The following is a 24,184-nucleotide window of genomic DNA, read 5'->3' on the forward strand; positions in this document are numbered from 1 at the left end:
CGTCGCGCATATGCGGTGGGCGGACGGAAAGATGAGAGGGCGGACCATCGAGTCCATGACATTCGCTGCGGTTCTCGGCGCCGAGCGAGCTTCAGCCTAGTCGCGAAGATGTCCGCTCGTGAGAAGAGGCGATGAGCCGTGGCGATGACCGGCATGAGGCGCAAATCAGACCCTCCTCCCGGTCGAATCCAACAGCGGTTTTTGGCCTTCTTAGAATTACGGTGACAGTGTACTTTTTACCCTGTCAGCTGTCCCATCACCCCCCCGCCAACCGCGGCAGCAGAAAAATCTCCGCCCCCTGCGGCAGCTTCTTCGACCACGTATCGCGATAGATCGTCCCGTCGATCGCAACCGCGATGCCCTTGTCGATCAAGGGCTCGAGGCCGGGATACTGTTCAGCCAGCTTCCTGAACAGCTCCCTTATGTCCTTGGCCTCGATCTCGACCTTGCTCTGGCCTCCGGCGGTCGCGGCGAGCGAGCCCCAGAGCGTTACTTCGACCATTCCCGTTCCGCCTCGATCGCCGCCAGGATGCGCGGCGGCGACATCGGGATGTGCGTCATGCGTACGCCAGCGGCATTCGACACCGCATTGGCGATCGCCGCCAGCGGCGGCACGATCGACGTCTCGCCGACGCCGCGCACCCCGTAGGGGTGGTTGGGGTTGGGGATTTCGAGGATCTGCGTGTCGATCATCGGCAGGTCCGAACAGACCGGGATGCGGTAGTCGAGGAAGCCGGCATTCTGCAGCCGCCCGTCCTTGCCGTAGATATACTCCTCGTTGAGCGCCCAGCCGATGCCTTGCGCGGCACCGCCCTGGTATTGGCCCTCGACATAGGTCGGGTGCACCGCCTTGCCGGCATCCTGCACGACCGTGTAGCGGATGACCCTGGTAGCGCCGGTATCGGGATCGACCTCGATATCGCAGATATGGGTGGCGAAGGAGACGCCGGCGCCATCGGCGACGAGTTCGCTGTGGCCGGCGATCGGGCCGCCGGTCTTGCCCGACTCGACCGCGATCTCCTTTAGCGACAGCTTGCCGAGATTGCCGTGCTTCTCGCCCTTGGCGATCGCGTGGCCCTTTTCCCAGACCACGTCGTCGACGGCAATGTCCCACATCTGCGCGGCGCGCTCGCGCAGGATCTTGATCGCGTTGCGGGCGGCCGAGATCGTCGCCATGGAAGACGAGAAGGTGCCGCGGCTGCCGTCCGTCATGTCGTTGTAGCCGAGGCTGGACGTGTCGGCGACGATCGCCTTGACCTGGGAATAGTCGATGCCGAGTTCCTCCGCCGCCACCAGCGACAGCGAGGCGCGCGAGCCACCGACGTCGACCGTGCCGACCGCAAGCGAGACCGAGCCGTCCATGCCGATGTTGAGGTCGGTGCAGGTCTGGCCGCCGAAATTGAACCAGAAGCCGCAAGCCATGCCACGGCCCTGGTTCGGGCCCAGCGGCGCCTTCATGTGCGGATGGCTCTTCACCGCCTCCAGCGTCGGGCCGATGCCGATCGGTCCGTAGACCGGGCCGTAGGAGGACCGTGTGCCTTCCTGCGCGGCGTTCCTGATGCGGAAGTCGACCGGGTCCATGCCGATCTTCTTGGCCAGCTCGTCGACAGCACTTTCCACAGCGAACGCCGCCATCGGCGCCGAAGGCGCGCGATAGGCCGCGGTCTTCGGCCGGTTGACCAGCACTTCGTAGCCGACCGTCTTGACGTTATCGAGCTTGTAGCAGGCGAACGCCGTCATCGCACCGATCTCGGCCCAGGAGCCGGCATACGGGCCGCAGCTGTAGCGCAGCGTCGCTTCGGCGGCGGTGATCGTGCCGTCCTTGCGGGCGCCGATCTTGACGTCGATCGAGGTGGCGCTGGTCGGGCCCGAGGCGCGGAACACCTCGTCGCGGGTCATCACCAGCTTCACCGGCCGTCCGGCCTTGCGCGACAGCGCCAGCGCCACCGGCTCGGCCCAGACATGGGTCTTGCCGCCAAAACCGCCGCCGATCTCCGAGGAGGTGACGCGCAGTTTCGAGGCTTCCATGCCAAGCAACTGGGCGCAGTGCTGGCGGTAGACGAAATGGCCTTGCGTGCACACCCAGAGGTCGGCGGTGCCGTCGGAGCTGAAATTCGCCACGCAGGCATGCGGCTCGATATAGCCCTGGTGCGTCTGCTCGGTCTTGAAGGAACGCTCGACGATAAAGTCGGCCTGCCCGAAACCCTGATGGACATCGCCATGGCCAAACTGGCTGCGCTTGGTGACGTTGGAGGGTTTTACCGGCTTTTCCTCGAGGCCCTCGGTGAAGATGGCATCATTGATCAAGGGCGCCGTGTGCTTCGCCGCCTCGTCGACATCGGTGACATGCGGCAAAAGCTCGTATTCAATCTCGATGAGCTTCAGCGCCTGCCTGGCGGTGCGGGCATCGATCGCGGCGACCGCGGCCACCGCGTGGCCGTCATAGAGCGCTTTCGTGCGCGCCATGCAATTGTCGAGGACGTCGTACATGGCGGCATCGCCATCGGTGAGATCGGGCAGGTCGGCCGCGGTGATCACCGCCTTGACGCCGGCGAGCTTTTCCGCCTTCGAGGTGTCGATCTTGACGATCCTGGCGTGAGCGTGCGGGCTTCTGAGAACACGCCCGACCAGCTGGCCGGCCATGTTGAAGTCGGCGCCATAGCGCGCGCGGCCCGTCACCTTGTCGATGCCGTCGGGACGGATCGGACGCGTGCCGACGGAGGCGAATTTACGTCCGGAAAAACGTGGATCGAAATTCATCTCAGGCTCCCTTCATCACGATGGCCGCGTCCTGGACGGCGCGCACGATCTTGTCGTAGCCGGTGCAGCGGCAGAGGTTCCCGGCGAGGCCGAAGCGGATTTCCTCCTCGGTCGGGTCGGGGTTCTTGGCCAGGAGGTCCTTGGCCGCGATCAGGAAGCCCGGCGTGCAGATGCCGCATTGCAGCGCCGCATGCTCGAGGAACTTCTGCTGCAGCGGGTGCAGCGTATCGCCATGGGCCATGCCCTCGATGGTCTCGACGCGCCGGCCTTCAGCCTCGGCGCCGAGCACCAGGCATGAGCAAACCAGCCGATCGTCGAGGATGATCGAGCAGGCGCCGCAGTCGCCGGTGCCGCAGCCTTCCTTGGCGCCCGTCAGCCCCAGCCGATCGCGCAGGACATCGAGCAGCGTCTCGTCCGGCTGGCAAAGATACTCGACAGCGTCGCCGTTGATTGTCGTTGAAACTGCTATACCAGCCATCATTTGCCTCCTGCACGTGCATAGGCTGATGTGGCGGCCCGCTGGGCCAGCACACCCGCAACTTTTCGTCTGAATTCGATGGTGCCGCGCTTGTCGTCGATGGGACGGCAGGCGCCCGCACAGACCTTGGCGAGCCGCTCCAGCGTCGCTTCGTCCAGCCTGGAGCCAACGAGCACCTCCGCGGCTTCTTCGACCAGAAGCACCGTCGCCGCCACGGCGCCCAGCGCTACGCGGGCCGATTTGACGACCCCGTGCTCGTCGAGCGTCAGGTTCACCCCGGCGCTGACCACCGCGATATCCATCTCGGTGCGTGGAATGAAACGCAGATAGGCATCGCCAGAGCGCGGCTCGCGCTTGTCGAGCAGGATCGCCTCGATGATCTCGCCTTTGGCCAGCGACGTCTTGCCCGGCGCGGTCGGCACGCTCTGCACGGGAATCGTGCGCCGGCCCGCCGGCCCGACGACCACTGCCTTGGCGCCGGCGGCAACCAGCGCCGGCACGCTATCGGCGGCCGGCGAGGCGTTGCAGAGATTGCCCACGATGGTGCAGCGTCCCTGCACCTGCTTGGAGCCGATCAGCTTGGCCGCCTCGACGACACCAGGCCATGCCTTCTTGAGGGCGGTGTTCTCTCCCAGGACGGCGCAGGGAACCGCGGCGCCGATGCTGAAGCCTTCAGCAGTTTCCCGGATCTCGCTCAAGCCATCGATCGCCTTGATGTCGACGATCAGCTCTGGTTCGGCAAAGCCGCCCTTCATCCTGACCAGGAGGTCGCTGCCTCCCGCGAGGATGGCGGCCGTACCAGCCGACCCGGCCAAGTGGCCAACGGCATCTTCTATTGAAAGCGGACGTATGTAGCGCATCGTCTCCCCTTGGTCATCGCGATTTCAGCGACCGTTATAAACAGTCTCCTCATAATGGCTATCCGGTTCCTCAACTGCGGCGATTAGGCCAGGCGCCGCAATATCCAGTCCAACAGACGGAAAGTGGCGCGCTGAATGGCAGCAACCGACTTTGGGATGATTTTCGTGAAACTTCGGCTATGGATCAAGTGCGCTCATTCGCCCTTGTCCGCCTTTGGACCGGAACGGCCTCAGCCCGTGACGCGCTTTGCCGGGAAACTGTTCACATTTTTCCTGGAATTGCCCTAGAGATCGGCCTCGGCGAAGATGCGCGAGGCCCAGTCGAGGAAGACGCGCAGGCGTGGCGAGAGCTGACGGTTCTGCGGGTAGAGCGCCGACAGCGGTGTCGGCGATGGCGGATAGTCGGCCAGCACCTCGACGAGCGTCCCATCCGCCAGATCCTTCTCGAAGCGATAGCGCGGTGCCTGGATGAGGCCGAGGCCAAGCCGCGCCAGATCGGCGGCGGTGTCGGAATTGTTGGCGGCGACGCGGCATGGCAGCCGCACCTCACGGATACTGCCGGCGACGGTGAATTCGAACGGAAGGGTCTCGCCGGTGCGCGACGAAACAAAGCCCACCGCCTGGTGACCGTCGAGCGCATCGGGGGAGACGGGCGTGCCGTGGCGCTCGAGATAGGCAGGGCTGGCGCAGGTGATCTCGCGGATGACAGCCAGCCGCCGCATGATCATGCCGCTGTCGGGCGGCTCGCCGACGCGGATGACGCAGTCGACGCCTTCGCGCACGAGATCGACCAGCCGGTCGCTTTGGCCGATCTGCAGGTCGATCCTGACATAGCGGGCGAGGAACTCCGGCAGGCGCGGCAACAGGAATGTGCGGGTGAGCAGCGTGCTGGCGTCGATGCGCAGCAGGCCGAAAGGCTCGGCATTGCGAAAGGCGGCCTCGGCATCCTCGATCTCGGCCAGGATCGACAGGCAGCGCCGATAGTAGGCTTCGCCGTCCTGCGTGGCGTTCACCTGCCGCGTCGTTCGTTCCAGAAGCCGCGCGCCGAGATGCTCTTCCAGCCGCCGGATCGCTTCCGTTGCAGTTGAACGCGGCAGGCCGAGATCGGCCGCGGCAGCGGTAAAGCTGCGCCGCTCCAGAACGCGAACGAAGAGCCGCATCGTGTCCAGTCGATCCATGGCCCTTGTTCGCAATTTCCGAATAGTGATGTCAATAGATGGCTGATTATACGGAAAGCGGGTCGGCCTATATCCGTGTCACCAACACGGAGAGACTTCCATGACATCCAATCAAACAAGTACGGGTGGCCAAACCAGAACCGCGATCGTGACCGGCGCCTCCAAAGGCATCGGCGCCGCCATCGCACAGCGGCTCGCCCGCGATGGCGTCGCCGTCGTCCTCAATTATGCACGGGGCCGCGCCGAGGCCGAAGAGCTTGTGCGCAGCATCGAAGCCGGCGGCGGCAAGGCAATCGCCGTTCAGGCCGATATCGCCGATCCGAATGGGATCGCAGCGCTGTTCGACGCCGGCGAGAAGGCGTTCGGCGGCATCGACATCCTCGTCAACAATGCCGGCGTCATGAAGATTTCGCCGATGGCGCAGACCGACGACGCTTCGTTCGACACGCAGATCGCGATCAATCTCGGCGGCGTGTTCCGCGGCATGCGGGAAGGCGCGCGCCGGCTTCGCGACGGCGGCCGCATCGTCAATTTTTCCAGCAGCGTCGTCGGCCTCTACCAGCCGGGCTACGGCGTCTACGCCGCCACCAAGGCGGGTGTCGAGGCGATGACCCACATCCTGGCCAAGGAGCTTGGCGCGCGCCGCATCACAGTTAACGCAGTAGCGCCCGGGCCGATCGAAACCGCGCTGTTCACGGACGGCAAGAGCGAGGCGCAGATCGAGGCCATCGGCAAGATGATCCCGCTCGGCCGGCTTGGCCAGCCCGACGACATTGCCGGGCTGGTCTCGTTCCTGGCCGGGCCGGACAGCTTCTGGGTCAACGGACAAATCATCCGCGCCAATGGCGGCGTCGTCTGAGCCGTCGCCGACCGCTCCACGCCGAACCTCAAATTCCACAGAAAGGAAAAGATCATGCCATTCGCCAACATCAAGTTACCGCAAGCGGCGCTCTCAAGGGCGCAGAAGGAAGACCTCATCCATCGAACGACAGCCATGTTCGTCGACTTTTTCGGCGAGGGTGTGCGCCCCTTCACGATGGTGCTGGTGGAGGAGGTCGCCGACGGCGGCTATGGCCGGGCCGAGGAAGTGTTCGTCGTGCCGGAAGTTTTTCGCGCAAAGGAGTAGTGCCGGGCCGTTCCCGGGCGAGCCACGGGTCTCGCCCGTCCTTCGGGTCCCACAAGTGGGGAGATCGGCAGCATCACCCCCTTCCGCTTCTCCACCTCGGCCTTCCTCAGCAGGAACCGCTGAATCTTGCCGCTGGGTGTCTTCGGCAACTCGCTCGTTGACCGCCGGATGTTCGATCAGCGCGCTTTCGACGTCGATGCGGTAGCCCGGCAGAGGTGATGGCGTCGTCGGCGCGGCCGATCAGGAGATCGACCGTCCGGTTGCGCGAATGGCCCGAGAAGGGCTGGCCTCACCCGTGCGGCCCTGTATCATGGCCTTGTGAATGCTTGGGAGGAGGCTTGTGCATGCGGCTGAATCGGAATCTCTGTCATTGGAGGGTTTGGGTCTTCATCGCCGCAATGGTGCTTTGGCCGCACGCGGCGCCGGCCGATACCCTCACGCCCGAGCGCATCACTGCTGCCCTGTCGAAGCTCGAAGCGCTTGCCGAAGCCGCCGTAGCGGACGGTGCTGTACCCGGTCTCGCCATCGGCGTCGTGCGCGATGACGAGGTGATCTTCCTCAAGGGTTTTGGGCATCGCGAGGCCGGCAAGCCAGAGACCGTCGACGCCGACACGGTGTTCCAGATCGCCTCCCTTTCCAAACCGGTTTCCGCCACCGTCGTAGCGGCGTTGGTTAGCGACAGGATCGTGTCCTGGGATTCGAAGATCGCCGATCTCGATCCGGCCTTCCGGTTGGCCGATCCTTATCCGGCGAGCCAACTCACCGTTCGTGACCTGTTTTCGCATCGCAGCGGGCTTCCAGGCACCGCCGGAGACGACCTCGAAGGTATTGGCTACGACCGCGTCGAGATCGTGCATCGCCTGCGGTTCGTGCCACCATCGTCGAGCTTTCGCGCCGGGTATGCCTACAGCAATTTCGGATTGACAGAGGGTGCCATGGCAGCCGCGACACCGACAGGAAAGCCCTGGGAGGAGGTCGCCGAGGAGAAGCTCTACCGTCCGCTTGGCATGGCCTCGACCAGTTCCCGTCATTCGGACTTCGTCAAGCAAAGCAACCGTGCTGCGCTTCACGTCAAGGTCGATGGCGCCTGGGCCGCGAAGATAGAGCGCGATCCGGATGCGCAGGCGCCCGCCGGCGGCGTCAGCTCCACGGCACGTGACCTCTCGCAATGGCTGCGCCTCATCCTCGGCAACGGCGTTTATGCCGGCAAGACACTGATTGCCGCCGATGCGCTAAGCCAGACGCATGTTCCGCTGATAGCGCGCGGCAACAACCCCGTCTCCGGCGGCGCATCGTTCTACGGCCTCGGCTGGAACGTCGAATTCGGCCGACACGGCCTGAGCTGGGGCCACGCCGGCGCCTTCAGTGTCGGGGCGCGTACCCTGGTGACAGTCTTCCCAAAGGAGAAGCTGGGCATCGTCATCGTCGCCAACGCCTTTCCGACTGGCCTGCCGGAGGGATTGTCCGACAGCTTCGCCGATCTCGTCTTCGACGGTAACGTCGAGAAGGACTGGGTCAAGGCGTGGAATGATATCTATGCGGGCCTGTTCGGTCCGGCGGTCGCGGCGGCCAAGGCCGCCTATGCCGCGCCGCCGTCTCCGCCACGGCCAGCCGGGCCGGACAGCGTCTATGCCGGCCGGTACGCCAACGACTTCATCGGCGATGCGATTGTGTCGGAAGCGGGAGACCACCTTGTGCTCAGGGTAGGCCCGGCCGCCGGCCGGTCCTACTCATTGAGGCATTTCGACGGTGACCTTTTCCTGACCTTCCCCGACGCGGAGACGCCGGATAGCCCCTCGGGTGTAAGTTTTGTGGTCGGCGCTGACGGCAAGGCGTCGGCCATGACCGTAGGTTTTCTCGACGACAATCATCTCGGCACGCTGCAACGTGTGGGGGACTGACTTCCAAATCGAACGGTGCGGCCGGGAGTTCAGGATGCCGGGCCGTACCGGAGCAGTTTGAAGCAATCGCCGTTGCCCGATTTCGTCTGCGCCAGCAAGGGCTTCGACCTGTCTATCCATTCCTGATGTGACTTCGCATCGGCCTCGATCGCATCGACCGTTGCAAGACTGACAAAGCTGCGTCCGTGGCTGAGAAGCCAGCATGCGCGGCCAAGAAATCGCCTGCTGCGCTGGCGCAAGAGGTCGGCATCGTAGAAGATGTCGAGCACCTCGTGCTTGATCTTGCGCTCGGTTTCAGGATTGGCGATCGCAACCTCGATCGGCTCGCCGCCGATCGCATCCTGCAGGTCCTTGTAGTCGAGGGTGAGTTGGGTGATGGCATATTTGATCTCGCTCTCGTCGCGCACGATGTCGAACCATAGCGTCGGATCGAGCTCGTTGACGACGAACGACGACTCGAAATCGCGCGACAGGTTGAGGATGTCGAAGTCCCGGATGTCGACGTCGCGCTCAACCAGCAGGATTTCGCGGACCTGCTTGCCAAGCTCCGCTCCCTGCGCGCCGATGGCGGCGTTGGTTCCACCAAGTTCGGGACTAATATAGGCCCCGCCGTCATCCAGCAGCCCGTCGAATTCGCCAAGTGACTCGACGAGGGGAGCGCCACGAGCGATGCGCGCCGCCAGCTTGGCCAGAACCTGCTGAAGATCCGCTTCGCGTCTGCGCTGGTCTTGGTAATTCTGCTGGAAAAAGAAGATGAACAGCGACACGCCGATGCCGATCAGGATCACGCCCAACTGCGAGAAGATGTTGCGGTGGTATTCCAGCAGCTTTTCGCGATGGCGCACGTCGTCGCGCACACTGTGGGCGACGCGCAGATTGACGATCAGCGACAGGATGAGCAGCCCAGTACCGACGAGGATGAGGCCGCCGATGAGCAGGTAACCATGGCCTGTGCTGAAATCCATTCGTTTTCCCTGAAGCCCAGACTGCGCAGAATAGTGCCATTTTGGCTAAATACCTACGGATTTGCAGGCGGTGGATTTGATGGCGGCGGCCACCCCGGAAGGTTGACCCGCCTGGCCATCCGGCCGATAGCTCCGCCAGAAACTGTCCTGAGAACCCTGATGACTTCAGACACCAACCTCCACGATGCACCCGCCGTCGATCCCGACACCGCCTGGCAGGCGGACGTCCGCGCCGGTGTGCGCCACGTGCGCGACCTGGCGTCCCTCCCGCTGTCGCCAGCCGAGCGCGCGGCCGCCCGGGCCGCGGCGGCGAACCACAAGGTGCGCGCGCCCAAAGCCTATCTCGACCTGATCGACTGGAACGACGCCGCCGATCCGATCCGGGCGCAGGTCATTCCGTCGCCGCAAGAACTTGAGGAAGCGGAGGGCGAGCTCGACGATCCGATCGCCGACCATGACTTCAGCCCGGTGCCGCGATTGACGCACCGCCATGCCGACCGGGTGCTGCTGTTCCCGACCTATCAATGCGCGGTCTATTGCCGGTTCTGCTTCCGCAAGGAATCGCTGACCTCGATCGGTCGTGGCTATACGCACGAGGCGCTGGAGCCGGCGCTGGCCTATATCGCGGATCACCCCGAAATCCGCGAGGTGATCCTGACCGGCGGAGATCCGCTGTCCTTGCCCGACAAGGCGCTGGCCGACATCTTCGCGCGCATCGAAGCGATCCCCCATGTGCGGCTGCTGCGCATCCATACGCGCGTGCCGGTGGTGCTGCCGTCGCGCATTACATCAGCGCTCGTCGCGGCGCTGCAGGGTCGGCTGATGGTCACCGTCGTCACCCATTTCAATCACGCGCGGGAAATCACTCAGGCCACGGAAGCGGCCTGCCGCACGCTTCGGCAAGCCGGGTTCGTGCTGCTCAACCAGAGCGTTCTGCTCAAAGGCGTCAACGACAGCATCGAGGCGCTGGAGGAGCTCTGCCGCGAGCTGATGTACCGCCTCGGCGTCAAACCCTATTACCTGCACCATGGCGACCTCGCGCGCGGCATGGCGCACCGGCGCACGACGATCGCGCAGGGACAGGCGCTGACCGAAGCGCTGCGGGCGCGGCTGTCGGGCATCTGCAACCCCGTCTATGTGCTCGACCTGCCGGAAGGCGGCGGCAAGGTGCCGATCGGGCCCTGTCATGTCGAGGGCAGGCAGGGGGAGAGCTGGCGGCTGCGCGGGCTCGATGGCGAAGTGCGGGAATATAGGGAGATCGTTGGCGCGCAAGAGGAACAGTCTTCGAAGATTCCAGGCTCGTGATGCCAGGATCCACCCGGATAATCCTACAGCGTCACAGCGACCGTTCATAATGGCCAGCGTCTGCGCCGCCCCTCTCCTGCCTGCCGGCATCCTCTCCCCGTAAAGTGACGGGGAGAGGGGTGCTGTCATCGGCGATTTCGCCAATCTCCAGCGTTGCGGGAAGAATGCCGGCGTCGCGGCCAGCCCCTCTCTCCCCGTCACTATACGGGGAGAGATGTCCGGCAGGACAGTGAGGGGCAGCGCCAACGTCAACGATTGCCGCTTTCGGCTAGGAACTCATGACGCCGTAGCGCAGCAGAATAATCGCGCCGACCCCAAACCCCATCTCCATCGATAAACGCCAGCACCACCACGCGCGGGGCAGCGCAGTAAACGAGCCTGGTCTTGCGGCCCGTCTTCGTCGTCGCCTGGCCTGCGTTCAGGTCGACGGTGATGTCCTCATAGCCCAGCACCTCGCGATCGAGCGGATAGACGGCCTTGTAGACGGCTTCCTTGGCGGCAAAGAGGATGCGGCCGGCAAGATGCCGGTCGGCTGCGTTCGTGCGGTCCGCGGGCGTTGTCACGAGCGCCAAAATATCATCCGGGAGAGGCTGCGCAGGCTCGACGTCGATGCCGAGCGAGGCGATATCGCCAATCGGTGCAACCGCCGCCACGGCTATGTCGTCGTCGTGAGCGAGCGAACCGGTTATCCCGTCGGGCCAGACCGGCGCGCCGGTTGGCGTGCGCAGGATGGCGACGTCGCCGGCGCCAAGCTCCGCCAGCAGTCCGTGCGCGATCCACCGGGCCGCGCCGCTGGCGCGCCGCATGACAGGCCGACGCACGGGGATGGAATGCGCTTCTCCGGGCAGCAGATGGGCCTCGTCGCCGTCGCGGATCATCCGACATCCGATCCGGACTCCCGATGGTGCGATGGCGGCGATCGCTTCGGCCAAGGCGATTTCCTCGGGCAACCGCGTCACGGCTCGTGCGTCCGTGCCGGCAAAGCGAGACCGGCGATCATTTCGCCGTCCTCGTCCAGCCCTTCTTCGACGAAACCGGCGCTGCGATAGAGGTTTCGCGCCGCATCATTCTCCGGTTCGTAGCAGATCGAGACGTGGCTGATGTGGCCGAGCCCCTGGATTTCGCCCAGCACTTCGCGCAGCGCGGCCTTGCCGTAACCTTTGCCTTGAGAAGCGCGGTCGATCATGAAGCGGTAGATGCGCGCCTCGTCGTCATCCTCGGGCGCCTCGTACATGAGGAAACCGACGACACGGGTCCCTGCCATGACGACGCGTGGCCGTGCGTCTTCGTCAGTCCCGGCTTCTTCCAGCGACGCCGCATTGCCGGCGACGAAATCCTTCTGCTCCGGGGCGAGTTCCAGGGCCGTGACCAGGGCACGGTTGGCCTCGGTCACGGCAACGAGACGGATGTCCCCGGTGTTCAAGCCGATGCCCTTCTTCAAGCCGATGCCCTGGCCGATGCCTTGGAGCCATCGTCGGTGATCGGCTCGACGAAGCGGTGCAGCTTGGCCGGGTTGCCACGCCATATGGAGTTGGGCTCCAGTTCTTCGCCCTTCATGACGAAGGAGTCGACATCGACCACCGAGCCTTCGCCCATCACGACGCCGTAGTGGACAAAGGCTGAAGGTCCGAGCGTGCAGCCCTTGCCGATGCGGATGAAGTCGGACTTGAAAGCGCCTTCCTCCAGCGAATGGGCCTGGATGACGCAGCCCTCGTTGAGGGTGGCGTCGTCGCCGATCTCCACCAGCGAGCGTTCGGTGAGGTTGCTGCCGCCGTCATAGACACGGCTGCCGATCTTGACGCCCAGCATGCGCAGGATCATGGGCCGGAACGGCGTGCCGGCGAACAGCCGCACGATCGGCGAATCCGCCAGCTTCCAGTGGCGCTCGTGGCGCCAGAACGCGACGTCGTAGATGGTCGTCATCTGCGGCTTCAGCCGGCCGAAACCAAGGCTTGCCCGTTCCACGAAGATGTAGAACGGAATGGTGATCGCCGAGGTCAGGAGCACGGCGACGAACAGCGCGACCTCAGCCCATTCGGTGTAGTAGTTCAGCGCCCGGTCCCAGATCGCCAGCGTGGCGAACAGCATGACCCATTGCGTTGCCACGAACAGCAGGATCGTCACCAGATTGTGGCGGTTCTTGTGCGGGATGCGCCGGCGCCGGTCGTCTTCGTCGACGCCCGCGATGAGTTCCTTGTCGCGGTTCACCATGCGCGGGATTTCAAAGGCAGGGGAACCCAGAAGCCCGACGTTCTCGCGCAGCGGCCCGTCGATGGGGATCATCACCTTGGTGCCGAGCAGGACGTTGTCGCCGGTGCGCCCGTCCGGCGGATAGTAGATGTTGTTGCCGAGATAGTTGCGCTCGCCGATCCTCGTCGGCTCGAGCCGGAAGGCGGAGGCGGATTTGTGCATGTTGATCATGAACAGCCCGTCCGACACCATGGTCTCGGTGCCGATCTCGCACAGAAGCGGGTTTTCGTGCTGCTGGTTGGAGCCGAAATTGGAGCCGGTCTGCACCACCTTGTTGAGGTTCCAGCCGATGGCCCTGATATAGTGCACGATGGCCGAGCTGTCGCCGAACAGGAGACCTAGCACGCGGGAGTTGCTCGAGAATTCGGCGACCGTCTGCAGCCAGTAGCGAAAGCCGTAAAGCGTGTAGGTGCGGCCTGGCTTCAGGATCAGGTTTGTCAGGCGCGGCACCAGCGTCGCCGCTAGGAAGGCCACGGCGATGTAGCCGAAAAGCGTGACCGTGGTGCCGATCGCGACGATGCCGATCGTTTCCTGGTAATCGTCGCCGACATTTTCCCAATAGCTGTGGAACAAAAGCGGCAAGGGGGTGACGATGGCAAACAGTCCGATCAGTTGAACCGCTTCGAACAGGAAGCGCCGGATGTTGGACGGATCGACATTGCGCACCTTGCAATAGTCGGCCGTGGTCGGCACCGCCGGCGATCCATGCCAGCGTTCGCCGTCCGGTATGCTTTGTCCGCGGTGCAGCGAGGACGAATGGCCGAGCTGGGCGCCGTCGCCGATGCGGGTGTCGATGTCGAGCGTCGAGCCGACGCCGACGAAGGCATCGCGACCGATGGTCAGCGGCCCGGTGTGGATATAGCCGGACTGCGCCCGGAAGCCGAGGATCATCGATTCCTTGCGCAGGATGGTGTTGGCGCCGATCGAGATGAGATCCGTGCAGACGGGGACGGATTTCGATTCGATGACGGCGTTCTTGCCGAGCTTGGTGCCGAGAAGCTGCAGGTAGATGCTGTAGAGCGGGCTGCCGCGGAACAGCACGACGGGGGCGGTGCGGATCAATGTCTTGACCACCCAGAAGCGGAAGTAGCGCACGCCCCAGATGGGAAACGCCTCCGCCTTCCAGCGGCCGACCAGCACCCATTTGGCGATGACGGCAAAGCCCGACATGCCGAAGAACACGGCGGCCGAAAGCGCCACGCACCTGATGTAGAGCTGCAGCGGATCGTCGAGCGCGTCATACATCCAGTTGAGGCCGTCATTGACCGCCCACAGGGCGCCATAGCTGTAGAGCGCGTAGAACAGCAGCTGTGCGGCGCCGCAGGTCCAGTAGGCGAAATTCGAGGCCCGGCGGGTGAGGACAGGCTCGTTGGTGGCCGTCGCCATCTCGTCCGCCACGCCCAGGTGCAGCGCGAGACGCGCCACGGTCGGGTGGAGATAGATGTCGCGCATCGACGCCGTCGCCCATTCCTTCCTGGTGCGCAGGCGCGCGCAGAAATGCGCCATCAGCAGCGAGTTGGCGCCGAGATCGTCGAAGAAATTGTCCTCGACAGACACTTCGTCGAATTTCAGTACGGCGGCCAGCGCGTCGGCGAGGAAACGCTCGTCGTCATTGCCGGGCGCGACCATGGCGCGATCGCCCGAAAGCCGCACGCTTGTCGGCTTCGGCAGCTGGCGCAAATCCACCTTGTTGGAAACCGTCATCGGGATAACAGGCAGTTCCTCCAGATAGGAGGGCACCATGTAGTCGGGCAGCCGCCGCTTCATCGTCCTGGCGAGGTCGGCGCGCGAGATCGCCTTCTGGCCGGCCTTGGGGGCGTAATAGGCGACGAGTTCGACGCGGCCGGGCTCGATCTCCCAGGTGGTGACCGCAGCCTGCGCGATCTCGGGCTGGTCGAGCAGCACCGCCTCGATCTCGCCGAGCTCGATGCGGTAGCCGCGGATCTTCACCTGGGTGTCGATGCGGCCGTTATACTCGATCTCGCTTTGGTCGTTGATGCGGCCAAGGTCGCCGGTCCGGTAGATGCGCTTCGACGGGTTGTTCGGCAGGCCGACGAAATCGGCGATGAATTTCTGTTCGGTCAGGTCGGGCCTGTTGAGATAGCCGACCGCGAGCCCGATGCCGGCAATGCCGATCTCGCCCAGTTCGCCCGGCTCGGCAAGCTGCGGCAGCGATGCGTCGAGAATGACGATGGAGTAGGTCGGCAGCGGCGCGCCGATGGTGACGGGGCTGTCCGGCGTCAGCGCGCCCATTGTGGCGGTGACGGTCGCCTCGGTCGGGCCGTAGGTGTTGAGGATCTGTCGGCCCGGCTTCGACCAGCGCACCACCAGATTGTGCGGGCAGGCTTCGCCGCCGACCAGCAGCGTGCGCAGGCTGGGCACATCCGACGTCATCGACGACAGCAGCGTCGGGCTGCAGGCGATGCAGGTGATGTCGTGAAGCCGCAGGAAATCGGCCAGTTCCTCGCCCACCAGCGGCATCTGGCCCGGTGCCGGCACCACCGTCGCGCCGGCGACGAACGGCACCCAGATCTCCTCGGAGGAAAAGTCGAAGGCGATGGTCATGCCCTGATAGACGCGGTCGCCCGGCCGGTAGCCATAGGAGGCGGCGGCGACGCGGATGAAATTGACGAAACTCTGGTGCTTGATGACCACGCCCTTGGGCTTGCCCGTGGTGCCCGAGGTGTAGAGGATGTAGCAGGTGTCGTCCGATAAAGCGGCCTTCGCATGCGGCTTCAGCGGCGCGTCGGACTCTTTGGAGATTTCGGCGGCAGTGCTGTCGATCAGCAGATGCGGAACCGGCAGCTGACCGGCGCGCGACGCGTAGGCGGCGATGGTGACGATCAGGCTGACGCCGGCGTCCTCGATGATGAGCGCCATCCGCTCCTCGGGGAACGCGGTGGCCAGCGGCACGAAGGCAGCGCCCGCCTTCATCACGGCGAGCAACGCGACATAGGTCTCCGCCGAGCGGTCGAGGATGAGTCCGACGCGGTCGCCCGGCCGCACGCCGCGCTTGACCAGCAGGCGGGCGAACTGGTTGGCACGGCTGTCCAGTTCCCGATAGGTCCAGACACGCCCGTCCGAGATCACCGCCGGCAGCGCTGCAAACATTTCGGCAAGCTGTTCGAAGACGGTGTCGAGCCGCTCGCCGGGCAGGCCTTTCCGGGCAAAGTCGGCGCCCGTCAGGATTTGCCCGCGCCTGGCTGTCGCGGGGGCCGTTCTTACCAGCGCATCGACACTTGCCAGGCCGCTTTCCAGCCCCGATCGTTCCGCGTCCAGTTCGGCGATGTCGACACCGTGATCCATTTCCATATTTTCCCGTCCAGGCCGGGCATCGCCCGGCACGGCCATTTTTCCAGTTGTTGTGGGGTGCTTATGCCATCCGATCTTTTCGGCAGTTTTTCCGAACTGTTGAATATTGTTTCTGAACTGTGTCTGGGCGCTCTTTTGAGCCTGTCTTGACGGCGCTTGCCGGACGCGCCCGGCGGCAGCGCTCGGGGCGTGCGTCCGGCGTTTTTCTGGAACCAGCCTTGAGGCCCCGCATTCTATGAGCAGGGACTTAAGGAGCGTGTCGTGAAAGCGGTTTTGGGACTGGTCTGCGGCTTCGTGCTGACCCTTGCGGTCTTCGGCAGCGGACTGGGTTTTGCGGCCTGGCTGCTTGCGGCAAAGCCGCCGCGCCAGGCAACGGCCACCGTCAGCGTGGCGGAACTGTGGACCAAAAAAGCGCGGCCGGTGAACAAGGCCGGGCAGGGCCTCGAACGCCTGCCGGCCGCCCAGTCCGCGCCGCCCGACATCCCCGCCAAACCGCAGGAAACACCGCCCGACCCGACGGTCACCGGCGCCATCGCGCCCACGACGACCGAGTTGCCGCCTCCGCATCTCGCCTGGTGCGCCAGCCGCTATCGCTCCTACCATCCGGACGACAACAGCTATCGCTCCTACAGCGGGCAGCTGCGCCCCTGCATTTCGCCCTATCTCCAAGCCGCCGGTCAGGCTGTTCAGGCCGCCCAGCCGGCTGCCGGCGATGGCGGCGAAAACGGCGCCGGCCTGGGCGTCTACGTTGCCGACGGTGGCGGCGAAGCCCTTTCGGCCGACCATGTCGATTCCTGCTTCAGCCGCTACCGCTCCTACCGCCCGGAAGACAACTCCTACCAGCCTTATTCCGGCGGCCCGAGACGGCAATGCCAGTAGAGCCCGCGCGCCGCCCGATCCGATCGCGCGGATTTTCCGGAGCGTCCGCATTGGCGCGGCGTTCAACCACGACCCAAGGAGGACTGACCATGAGCGACGACCGGGACGACAGAATTCGTGAGCGCGCCTACCAGATCTGGGAACGGGAAGGCCGCATGCACGGCGACCCCGAACGGCACTGGCACCAGGCCGAGGCCGAGATCGACCGCGAGTCGGCACTGCCGCTGACGGCGGACGACGCGCTGCCTGAAACCGGTGAGATCGCCAGCTCCGACGTGCTGGAGGTCGAGGCGCTGGCGGTGCGCACCGGCATCTCCGGCGACGAGGCGCAGGAACTGCTCGACCGCCTGGGCAACGACCGCGCCGCGGTCGAGCAGGCCGCCCGCAGCCTCAAGGCCAAAGGGCGGAGGAGCTCTGACGAGGGACTGGCGAAATGAGCTGAAGAACGGAAAATATCGGCTGGATTGCGCGGCGGCCCCGAAAGCCCGCGCCTCTGGCGGAGGACGCGGGCCGATCGGACGGCCGATCTTCGGCAGGCGATGGAGGGCACCACCTGCCGCACAGATCAACAATTAGCTATGGCTAATGTTCCGTCAAGCTGGATCTGAATTTTACTTTCGTTGAAATGTTGGCCTCCACCGCAGTTTGCGCCGCTGGCCTTTGGTTGGGAATGCATGTGTCCGGGCAGGCAGCTTATGTCGATGCCGATAGGAATTTTTTCTTGACGGGGTGAGGGCAGCTATGCTACATTTTTGCCTATGGTGCTGATTTGCGCCAGTGACCCGCCGCCAGGCGGGTTTTTTGTTGACCCGCCGCACAGCCGTCGCCTCCAAGATTTCTACGCCGCGCGTGGTTCGGCCGGCCTGGGTTTGACCATTGTTGCGAGGACGATGCCGGCGACGATGAAGGCCGCACCGACCAGATCGTAATCGTGCAAGTCCTCGCCGAGCAGCAGATAGGCGAGCATGGCCACGAACACCGTCTGCAGGTAGAGCAGCATGCTTGCCCGGCTCGCGCCCAGCGTTTGCACGCTTTTGTTGTAGAGGTAGTACATCAAGGCGCCGCCGGGACCTGCCAGATAGGCGAGCGCGAGAAGGCTGTGGACGTTCATGGCGGAGCGTTCGTCGTTGAACAATTCCCACAGATGGAAAGGCAAGGCGACCAGCGCACCGGCGCCGAGCAGCAGCACGACCATCGGCAGAAGTTCGATGCCGAATTTGGCACGGCGCAAAAGCACGGTGTAGAGGCCCCAGCAGAACGCGCTGCCGACAATCCACAGCTCGCCGGCATTGACTTTGAGTTGCAGCAGCGCCGTCAAATTGCCGTGGGCAACGATAAAAATCATCCCGGCAAGCGCAACCAGCGCGCCAAGCGACTTCCACAGCCCGAGCGGCTCGCCAAGCACGAAACGGGCGAGCACCATCGTCATGACAGGCGACAGCGCCATGATGATGCCGGCCGTGGTGGCGTCGGTGTGGTTGAGGCCGTGGTAGATCATACCCTGGCACAGCGTCAGGCCGATCGCCCCCACGGCGACGATCTCCACGGCGCGCGTTCGCAAAAGCCCGATCATCGCCTCGTGATGACGGTGTACAATCGGCAGCAGGATGGTGCAGGCCAGCGTCAGCCGCCAGAAGCAGAGGCCCCAGGGCGGCATTTCAGGCGCCACCCATTTGGCCGCGATATAGACACCGGCCGAAAGCAGCCAGCACAGGATGGCGGCCGGATAGCCGGCCAGGGAGGGGCCGGCCACGGGTTGCGCGGCTTGATGCGCTATCGGCATTGCCTGCATGTCATGCCCCCTTCGATGATTTCGGCCAGACGGGGCAACATAGCCTGTGTCGTGGGATCGTGCATGCGTTTTGAAAGGGGGTGAAGGAAGCTGCGCTCGGCCGCCCTATGTCTTCGATGGAGCGGGGAAGTTCTTTCCCGTGAGGGGATGCAACGACCGGAACGGGTCAACTCACGACATCGGACATTGGAAGTCCGCTGTCGTTGTTCCCCCATCACAAGCGGACCAACTGCCTTGAGGCTGATCGAGTAACTATGTCAGTCCGCCTTGTCGCCGCAAACTCGTTTCGATTCCTTGTGTGCCTTTGCCTTTCTGGTATCCATGTGTCGCCAGAATACAAATCGGTGTTGTATTTGACAGCCTCCAGGAGTTTGAAATGTCTGATGAAAAACCCAAACTCAGCCGCCTGGATCGGCTCTTCCTCTCTAATCAGATGAGAATTCTGGAGGCACTTTATCCCAACGATGCCGATGACATCGCTGTGCAGCGCGAGGCAATCGAGCGTGGCTACGAAATGCTTTATGGCTGGGACATGGACCACATCTACGACGGGGACGATGTGATGACTGCGGCTGAGTCCAGCGAGGTTTGGGACACGCTGGACATGTTCGATGCGATTAATCGGTTCGTGTCTCGGACTGACGATGAGGAGATCAAAAATAGTCCTTTCACAAAATTCATGGGCTACGATGGCAATAACGAGGGGAAGTTTATGGCTTTCACGGCGTACACGATCGAGCGCCTTAAACGCTTTGAATTCGTGCCGACGCCAAAGAAGAATTACTGGAACTCGCATATGCCTGTCCGCGAAATCTATCAGAGGATGCTGGAGGAGTGGCGCAAGACGCCGCGAGAACGTCGGTTCGATCTCACGGTTGCCGAGGCAAAGGCCATCCTCGCGGCTGCGGTTCATCCGAGTAATCGCTAAGCCATGGAAGCCGCTCTATTCTGGAATCTCCTGAACTTGGCTGGCATTGGCCTTTCCGTCTACGCGGCTTGGGCAGCCACGTCTGCAAAGCAGGCTGCGAAGAAAGCCGCAGAGACTGTCGTGGAGAAGAAAAATCAGCAGGAAGACGGTGATCGCCTGAAAGAATTGCTGGCCGCATTGAATTCAGCCAAGGACGCTGCAATGCGTCGGCAAGGTGGCGCGCCAGAGTTTCTGTCAGCCGGGCATGATCCAGCGCGGGATCTTCACGCGCTTCGAACTGCTCACGACCGCCTAGTAACGCGACTTCCCATAAAGCTCGGCCGGAGTTTGGGCACAGATGTAAAGAACGCAGCCGACGAGCTTCTGAAGGCAATCAGGAACATCGAGGAGATCGGGGTCAATCGGGATGGCTGGAAGGATGCGCTCGCGACGCTACAGATCCTGATCCCTAGCTTGGAGCAGGAGGATCGACGGCGGAGCGATCGAGAGCTTTTGGAGCATGTTAGTGACTGAATGCCGCCGGAGCGATCCTAGCGGACTGAACTATGGTCTCTCAACCATCTCGCTATAAGCCTGCAGCATGTTCTCGACGTCTTCCCATTGATTGGTAACCGAGATCAGCGCCTCCAAAGGGTGAGCCCCTTTTCGTGCTGCCTTGGCGATTGCCCAGAGAAGATAGTCAAGCGTAACAGGACTGTCGGCGACTTCAAAGGCATACGTATTATTTATTGTCGCATGACGAGGAAAGTTCTTATTTGCTTCGGCGATGGCCTCTTTCAAACGGGTTGATTTCGCTCGAAACGCGGCATTTTCTGCACGCTTTGCTGCTCGTTGATGAGCCTCCGCCTGGGCTTGGGCGTGATCCAACGCGACGCGAAGAGTTTCGATTTCTTCAGGTGATGCTTCGTCGACTTTCTTCCCCCCTCCTACTGCACGGAGAAGGCCTTCAAAAATCTCATCGTATCGAGCCTCATCCCTAAAATCGCCGTAAAATTTCCCGCGAAGAAATCCTGGCAACTCAATATCAGAAATAAGTAACGGCAGCACCACCACTCGTTTCTCATCAATTTCACGGTTACTCGCGATGTCCAATTCCTTTTGAACCCATTGACTATCGATCGAAGATTTTGACAGGATGGCACACACATAGTCGACTTTATCAAGCCCTTCTCTAATCTTTCCGATTAGAGAATCGCCGATGTTTATCTCAGCTTCATCAATCCAGACCGAGTGGCCATTGCCTCTCAAGCTGGCTGCCAATTTTCGCGCAAAAGGCTTGTCAGCATGCGAGTGACTGAGGAAAATATAAGCCATTGTGTTTCTCGAATATCCCGCCTGAAAATATTTAAGTCATGCCAAAAGAAGCGGCTGTGGACAAGGGGGACCTATCCACCTCAGAGGTTGCTCGTCTGACCCGTAAGACCTCGCATTGCCGCATGCGTACTTTAGTATATTGTGCAGGCACCCATAGGGATTCCTATTTCAGTCGATGTACCCCATCCCATCCCCATTATTAATTGCGCGCAAGACAGACGCGATCGTAAAACGGAGCCTATTGGTTCCGTGCCCTCATTTTGATGGCCGTAAGTGGCGATTCGGTCGGCTGGCTGCGCATTTGACAGACTGGTTGCCGGAGTTTGCGTTTAGGCCGGACGACCTACCAGATCGTATCGAGAATACGTCACAGGTCCGACGCCTGATGGAGCGTGCTATAGAACACCTCTATTCGGAACGCGCGGGACCAAGTCGCGGTGAGCTAGGCGAACTGTTGCTCCACATCTGTTGTAGGCAATTCTTCGGGACGTTTCCAGCCGTCTCCAAGCTCTTCTACAAAACTTCATCCAACGAGGTGGTGAAGGGTTTCGATCTGGCTCATGTTCGCCTCTCTGGAGACGGAGAGATTGAGATATGGTTGGGAGAGGCGAAATTCTACCGGGACGGCAAACGCGCCGTGCGCGATGCTGTCAGGTCGGTCAAGGAACACCTCGATCGCGGATTTCTGCGCAGTGAAAAGATTATGCTGGGTGGAAAAATCTCGAAATACACGCCTGGTTATGAACGTCTCCAATGGATGTTTGACGTTGACACTCCTCTTGACCAAATTTTTGATCGCATAGTGGTGCCTATATTGGTGACCTATGATAGCGATTCCTGCTCGGATTTTCAGAACGAAGACGACTATAATTCCCGCCTTGAAGCAGAGGTCCTCGCGTTGGACGACGAGTTTGCACGCCTCACTATCCCAGTTAGTGTCTTCAAGATCATGATACCTATGAACTCGAAGAAATTGCTCCAAGACGAGTTCGATCGACGCATGGGTTTCTATCGATCATGAGGCGGCAGGAGTTAGAGGCAGTTCTTGCGGCGGATGGCTCTGACCTCGTAAGTATTTTTCGAAAGGCGTCATCGCTTGGGCGTTACATATTAGAGAACGGCGCCGCCGATGGCTGGTTAAATCAACACATCATTGCACTCCATGCGACCGTGTTAGATTTTACAGCGCTAGAGAGTCTTTTGCCCGTAACTCAAGGGTTACTGCGAGAGGTAGGGCTTTTCCCTTATCTTGAGCATGCTCAATTGGACTGGCAGGACGCGATCGCAAGAGAAGGCTTTAGACCCTCCGGAGATTTATCCTCAAAGTACTTGTTTCATAGGGAGCAGGCTCATGCTTTTGACGTTCTTGCATTAGGGCAGAATCTGGTTCTTAGCGCGCCAACAAGCTTCGGAAAGTCTTTTCTAGTCGACAATCTCATTGATGTTCGTCGACCCAGGACAGTGGTGCTAGTCGTACCTACCTTGGCGCTTTTGGACGAGCAAAGGCGCCGCTTGGACAGAGCCTTTAGCAAGACCCATAGAATAATTCACCGCAATGATCAAATACTGTCTGAAGAGTTAGGAAATATCCTAATTTTGACACAAGAAAGGCTAAGAGATCGCGTCGATCTAGAGAATATTGATTTACTTGTGATAGATGAGTTTTATAAACTTAACGCCGATGTTAACGACGCACGTAGTCGCTGTTTAAATATAGTATTTAGTCGATATGCGCCGCGAGCTAAACAGATATTTCTTCTTGGACCAAATCTTGACTACGATGTGAATTTGGGAAAAATTTCGGCCAAGCGGATAGATTCAGATGCTGCCACAGTTGCCACTATCATTCACGACTTCAGCCATGAGACCTACAAGCGTAGGCGCCTCGCTTCTCTGCTTGCGGAACGGTCCGCGGAGAAGTCACTGGTGTTCTGCAAGTCGCCGGCCTCAGCTCGAAAACTTGCAGATGCCCTAATCCAGGAAGGTATTGGATACGAGGCTCCTTATTGCAGGGAGTTGGGCTTATGGCTTGCCGACCACTATCACCCCGATTGGGTCGTCGCGACAGCACTTCAAATTGGCATCGGTATGCACCATGGCGCGATGCCTCGAAGCGTGTCGCAACAAATTCTTCGTGCCTTCGAGGAGGGGGATCTTAACATCCTCATTTGCACCTCCACACTCATCGAAGGCGTCAATACAAAGGCGGAGAACGTCTTTATATTTGATGATAAAATACGTTCGAAGCGATTTGACTATTTTTCTTATAGAAACATTTCTGGGCGTGCGGGCAGATTCAGAAAGTACATGATTGGGAATGTTTTTTTATTCAACGAACCTCCCGATCCTGAAGCTTACCAATTGGATATCCCAAGTCTAGCCGATCCGGCCGATTTGAGTGATGACTTCCTAATCGGAATTGAGGGCTTTGCCAGTGATGAATCATTTCGAGAGCGCCGTTCGCAGCTTGAAACAGACCTGGATCTTCCTGCTGAGCTAATAGAGCAGTTGGCCACTTTTCCGATCGCATCCATCCGAATTGTCGCAGACAAAGTGAAAGAGCGGCTTCAGGCTGGAGACCGGCGAATAATATGGTCGGGTCGGGCGAGTTATGAGGAGCTGGTAGCCACTCTTGCAATGGGTTGGCGCCCGTTTGCCAAGGACTCATCGCTTGTTTCTTCCGGTCAAGCTGCTTTCTTCGCGTTTCGGATGCTGGGTACAGGCGGTCGCATAAGAGATTACCTCAATAGGATAGTTGCGTCGTCCAAAGCTGAAGCGGTTCAGCGCGAGATTGATCGAGCTCTCCGTGCAATTCGCGAGGTAGATTTCTACGTACCCTCCGTGCTCTCGGCGTTGCAGCTTCTAGTGAATCATTACGCTTTGCGTATCGGACTTCTCAAGGTTGATTATCTAACGATGGCTGAGACCATCGAAAGCCACTATCTTCCACGACATGTGAAGGGTTTGGAGGAAATAGGAATTCCTATCCCTTTAGGAATGAAGGTATATGGCTATTTAGGGGGAGACCATGATCTTGATGAGGCCATAACCACACTAAGATCACTTCGCGAGCGGGATTACATCGCAGGTGGTCTTACACCGTTTGAATATCAAATGGTTCAAGCCTCACTCTAGG

21 protein-coding genes are annotated in these 24,184 nt (G+C 61.5%); 10 read left to right on the forward strand and 11 right to left on the reverse strand.

The features are described 5' to 3' along the window. Window positions 1-256: 256 nt before the first annotated feature. From AC0L3E_RS04415 to AC0L3E_RS04435, 5 genes are all read right to left on the reverse strand, one after another. A complete protein-coding gene (locus tag AC0L3E_RS04415) occupies window positions 257-502 on the reverse strand; it encodes a MoaD/ThiS family protein (RefSeq protein WP_128309635.1) in 246 nt (81 codons plus the stop codon). Then, complete coding sequence (locus tag AC0L3E_RS04420) at window positions 490-2,760, reverse strand: xanthine dehydrogenase family protein molybdopterin-binding subunit (protein ID WP_473604308.1); 2,271 nt, start codon at window positions 2,758-2,760, stop codon at window positions 490-492. The genes AC0L3E_RS04415 and AC0L3E_RS04420 overlap by 13 nt, the downstream gene beginning before the upstream one ends. A 1-nt stretch (window position 2,761) precedes the next feature. Continuing rightward, window positions 2,762-3,238 (reverse strand): (2Fe-2S)-binding protein, encoded by a 477-nt coding sequence (locus tag AC0L3E_RS04425; RefSeq protein ID WP_013530647.1) that lies wholly within the window; start codon window positions 3,236-3,238, stop codon window positions 2,762-2,764. Next, complete coding sequence (locus tag AC0L3E_RS04430) at window positions 3,238-4,098, reverse strand: FAD binding domain-containing protein (protein WP_128309217.1); 861 nt, start codon at window positions 4,096-4,098, stop codon at window positions 3,238-3,240. Before AC0L3E_RS04430 ends, AC0L3E_RS04425 begins: the two co-directional genes overlap by 1 nt. A gap of 284 nt (window positions 4,099-4,382) precedes the next feature. Then, window positions 4,383-5,276 (reverse strand): LysR family transcriptional regulator, encoded by an 894-nt coding sequence (locus tag AC0L3E_RS04435; protein ID WP_127272499.1) that lies wholly within the window; start codon window positions 5,274-5,276, stop codon window positions 4,383-4,385. A gap of 100 nt (window positions 5,277-5,376) precedes the next feature. On the opposite strand from AC0L3E_RS04435, the gene AC0L3E_RS04440 reads away from it, so the two are divergent. The 3 genes from AC0L3E_RS04440 to AC0L3E_RS04450 all read left to right on the forward strand — a co-directional run bounded on the left by AC0L3E_RS04440 (window position 5,377) and on the right by AC0L3E_RS04450 (window position 8,303). Continuing rightward, the gene (locus AC0L3E_RS04440; RefSeq protein ID WP_127269409.1) at window positions 5,377-6,135 is read left to right on the forward strand and encodes an SDR family oxidoreductase; all 759 of its coding nucleotides are present in this window, start codon (window positions 5,377-5,379) and stop codon (window positions 6,133-6,135) included. A gap of 54 nt (window positions 6,136-6,189) precedes the next feature. Next, complete coding sequence (locus AC0L3E_RS04445; RefSeq protein ID WP_473604310.1) at window positions 6,190-6,402, forward strand: tautomerase family protein; 213 nt, start codon at window positions 6,190-6,192, stop codon at window positions 6,400-6,402. A 344-nt stretch (window positions 6,403-6,746) separates the two neighbouring features. Further along, window positions 6,747-8,303, forward strand: a complete 1,557-nt coding sequence (locus AC0L3E_RS04450; protein ID WP_127269407.1) for a serine hydrolase — start codon at window positions 6,747-6,749, stop codon at window positions 8,301-8,303. A gap of 29 nt (window positions 8,304-8,332) precedes the next feature. On the opposite strand, the gene AC0L3E_RS04455 is transcribed toward AC0L3E_RS04450, so the two are convergent. Further along, window positions 8,333-9,268, reverse strand: a complete 936-nt coding sequence (locus tag AC0L3E_RS04455; protein ID WP_128309215.1) for a hypothetical protein — start codon at window positions 9,266-9,268, stop codon at window positions 8,333-8,335. 159 nt (window positions 9,269-9,427) lie between these two features. On the opposite strand from AC0L3E_RS04455, the gene AC0L3E_RS04460 reads away from it, so the two are divergent. Then, the gene (locus tag AC0L3E_RS04460) at window positions 9,428-10,573 is read left to right on the forward strand and encodes a KamA family radical SAM protein (protein WP_473604312.1); all 1,146 of its coding nucleotides are present in this window, start codon (window positions 9,428-9,430) and stop codon (window positions 10,571-10,573) included. A gap of 248 nt (window positions 10,574-10,821) precedes the next feature. On the opposite strand, the gene AC0L3E_RS04465 is transcribed toward AC0L3E_RS04460, so the two are convergent. From AC0L3E_RS04465 to AC0L3E_RS04475, 3 genes are read right to left on the reverse strand one after another with little or no spacing between them, the layout of a single operon-like run. Beyond that, window positions 10,822-11,532 (reverse strand): 4'-phosphopantetheinyl transferase family protein, encoded by a 711-nt coding sequence (locus tag AC0L3E_RS04465; RefSeq protein ID WP_473604313.1) that lies wholly within the window; start codon window positions 11,530-11,532, stop codon window positions 10,822-10,824. Beyond that, the gene (locus tag AC0L3E_RS04470) at window positions 11,529-12,014 is read right to left on the reverse strand and encodes a GNAT family N-acetyltransferase (protein ID WP_473604314.1); all 486 of its coding nucleotides are present in this window, start codon (window positions 12,012-12,014) and stop codon (window positions 11,529-11,531) included. The genes AC0L3E_RS04465 and AC0L3E_RS04470 overlap by 4 nt, the downstream gene beginning before the upstream one ends. Next, window positions 12,011-16,135 (reverse strand): Pls/PosA family non-ribosomal peptide synthetase, encoded by a 4,125-nt coding sequence (locus tag AC0L3E_RS04475; protein WP_473604316.1) that lies wholly within the window; start codon window positions 16,133-16,135, stop codon window positions 12,011-12,013. The genes AC0L3E_RS04470 and AC0L3E_RS04475 overlap by 4 nt, the downstream gene beginning before the upstream one ends. A 261-nt stretch (window positions 16,136-16,396) precedes the next feature. On the opposite strand from AC0L3E_RS04475, the gene AC0L3E_RS04480 reads away from it, so the two are divergent. Next, the gene (locus tag AC0L3E_RS04480; protein ID WP_473604317.1) at window positions 16,397-17,014 is read left to right on the forward strand and encodes a BA14K family protein; all 618 of its coding nucleotides are present in this window, start codon (window positions 16,397-16,399) and stop codon (window positions 17,012-17,014) included. An 89-nt stretch (window positions 17,015-17,103) separates the two neighbouring features. Continuing rightward, complete coding sequence (locus AC0L3E_RS04485) at window positions 17,104-17,451, forward strand: DUF2934 domain-containing protein (RefSeq protein ID WP_473604318.1); 348 nt, start codon at window positions 17,104-17,106, stop codon at window positions 17,449-17,451. A 401-nt stretch (window positions 17,452-17,852) separates the two neighbouring features. On the opposite strand, the gene AC0L3E_RS04490 is transcribed toward AC0L3E_RS04485, so the two are convergent. After that, the gene (locus AC0L3E_RS04490; protein WP_473604319.1) at window positions 17,853-18,806 is read right to left on the reverse strand and encodes a DMT family transporter; all 954 of its coding nucleotides are present in this window, start codon (window positions 18,804-18,806) and stop codon (window positions 17,853-17,855) included. Window positions 18,807-19,182: 376 nt separating this feature from the next. Between AC0L3E_RS04490 and AC0L3E_RS04495 the strand changes: the two genes are divergently transcribed. Together AC0L3E_RS04495 and AC0L3E_RS04500 are read left to right on the forward strand one after the other, a co-directional pair. Next, window positions 19,183-19,734, forward strand: coding sequence for a YfbU family protein (locus tag AC0L3E_RS04495; RefSeq protein ID WP_473604321.1), 552 nt, complete (start codon window positions 19,183-19,185; stop codon window positions 19,732-19,734). 36 nt (window positions 19,735-19,770) lie between these two features. Continuing rightward, window positions 19,771-20,247 carry a hypothetical protein gene (locus AC0L3E_RS04500; protein ID WP_473604322.1) on the forward strand — a complete coding sequence of 159 codons (477 nt, stop codon included), beginning with the start codon at window positions 19,771-19,773 and terminating at the stop codon, window positions 20,245-20,247. Window positions 20,248-20,277: 30 nt separating this feature from the next. Here AC0L3E_RS04500 and AC0L3E_RS04505 read toward each other — a convergent pair whose 3' ends face one another. After that, window positions 20,278-21,048, reverse strand: coding sequence for a toll/interleukin-1 receptor domain-containing protein (locus tag AC0L3E_RS04505; RefSeq protein ID WP_473604323.1), 771 nt, complete (start codon window positions 21,046-21,048; stop codon window positions 20,278-20,280). Window positions 21,049-21,223: 175 nt separating this feature from the next. Here AC0L3E_RS04505 and AC0L3E_RS04510 point away from each other — a divergent pair, with 175 nt between their 5' ends. Both AC0L3E_RS04510 and AC0L3E_RS04515 read left to right on the forward strand, forming a co-directional pair. Continuing rightward, complete coding sequence (locus AC0L3E_RS04510; RefSeq protein ID WP_473604324.1) at window positions 21,224-22,069, forward strand: HamA C-terminal domain-containing protein; 846 nt, start codon at window positions 21,224-21,226, stop codon at window positions 22,067-22,069. Beyond that, window positions 22,066-24,183, forward strand: coding sequence for a DEAD/DEAH box helicase (locus AC0L3E_RS04515; RefSeq protein WP_473604325.1), 2,118 nt, complete (start codon window positions 22,066-22,068; stop codon window positions 24,181-24,183). The genes AC0L3E_RS04510 and AC0L3E_RS04515 overlap by 4 nt, the downstream gene beginning before the upstream one ends. The last annotated feature ends 1 nt before the right edge of the window (window position 24,184 follow it).

It is taken from the genome of Mesorhizobium sp. WSM4822 (assembly GCF_055811155.1).

Coding starts and splice junctions, on each gene's coding strand:
- AC0L3E_RS04415 (WP_128309635.1), bottom strand. CDS start 502: ATGGTCGAAGTAACGCTCTGGGGCTCGCTCGCCGCGACCGCCGGAGGC.
- AC0L3E_RS04420 (WP_473604308.1), bottom strand. CDS start 2,760: ATGAATTTCGATCCACGTTTTTCCGGACGTAAATTCGCCTCCGTCGGC.
- AC0L3E_RS04425 (WP_013530647.1), bottom strand. CDS start 3,238: ATGGCTGGTATAGCAGTTTCAACGACAATCAACGGCGACGCTGTCGAG.
- AC0L3E_RS04430 (WP_128309217.1), bottom strand. CDS start 4,098: ATGCGCTACATACGTCCGCTTTCAATAGAAGATGCCGTTGGCCACTTG.
- AC0L3E_RS04435 (WP_127272499.1), bottom strand. CDS start 5,276: ATGGATCGACTGGACACGATGCGGCTCTTCGTTCGCGTTCTGGAGCGG.
- AC0L3E_RS04440 (WP_127269409.1), top strand. CDS start 5,377: ATGACATCCAATCAAACAAGTACGGGTGGCCAAACCAGAACCGCGATC.
- AC0L3E_RS04445 (WP_473604310.1), top strand. CDS start 6,190: ATGCCATTCGCCAACATCAAGTTACCGCAAGCGGCGCTCTCAAGGGCG.
- AC0L3E_RS04450 (WP_127269407.1), top strand. CDS start 6,747: ATGCGGCTGAATCGGAATCTCTGTCATTGGAGGGTTTGGGTCTTCATC.
- AC0L3E_RS04455 (WP_128309215.1), bottom strand. CDS start 9,268: ATGGATTTCAGCACAGGCCATGGTTACCTGCTCATCGGCGGCCTCATC.
- AC0L3E_RS04460 (WP_473604312.1), top strand. CDS start 9,428: ATGACTTCAGACACCAACCTCCACGATGCACCCGCCGTCGATCCCGAC.
- AC0L3E_RS04475 (WP_473604316.1), bottom strand. CDS start 16,135: ATGGAAATGGATCACGGTGTCGACATCGCCGAACTGGACGCGGAACGA.
- AC0L3E_RS04485 (WP_473604318.1), top strand. CDS start 17,104: ATGAGCGACGACCGGGACGACAGAATTCGTGAGCGCGCCTACCAGATC.
- AC0L3E_RS04490 (WP_473604319.1), bottom strand. CDS start 18,806: ATGCAGGCAATGCCGATAGCGCATCAAGCCGCGCAACCCGTGGCCGGC.
- AC0L3E_RS04495 (WP_473604321.1), top strand. CDS start 19,183: ATGTCTGATGAAAAACCCAAACTCAGCCGCCTGGATCGGCTCTTCCTC.
- AC0L3E_RS04505 (WP_473604323.1), bottom strand. CDS start 21,048: ATGGCTTATATTTTCCTCAGTCACTCGCATGCTGACAAGCCTTTTGCG.
- AC0L3E_RS04510 (WP_473604324.1), top strand. CDS start 21,224: ATGTACCCCATCCCATCCCCATTATTAATTGCGCGCAAGACAGACGCG.
- AC0L3E_RS04515 (WP_473604325.1), top strand. CDS start 22,066: ATGAGGCGGCAGGAGTTAGAGGCAGTTCTTGCGGCGGATGGCTCTGAC.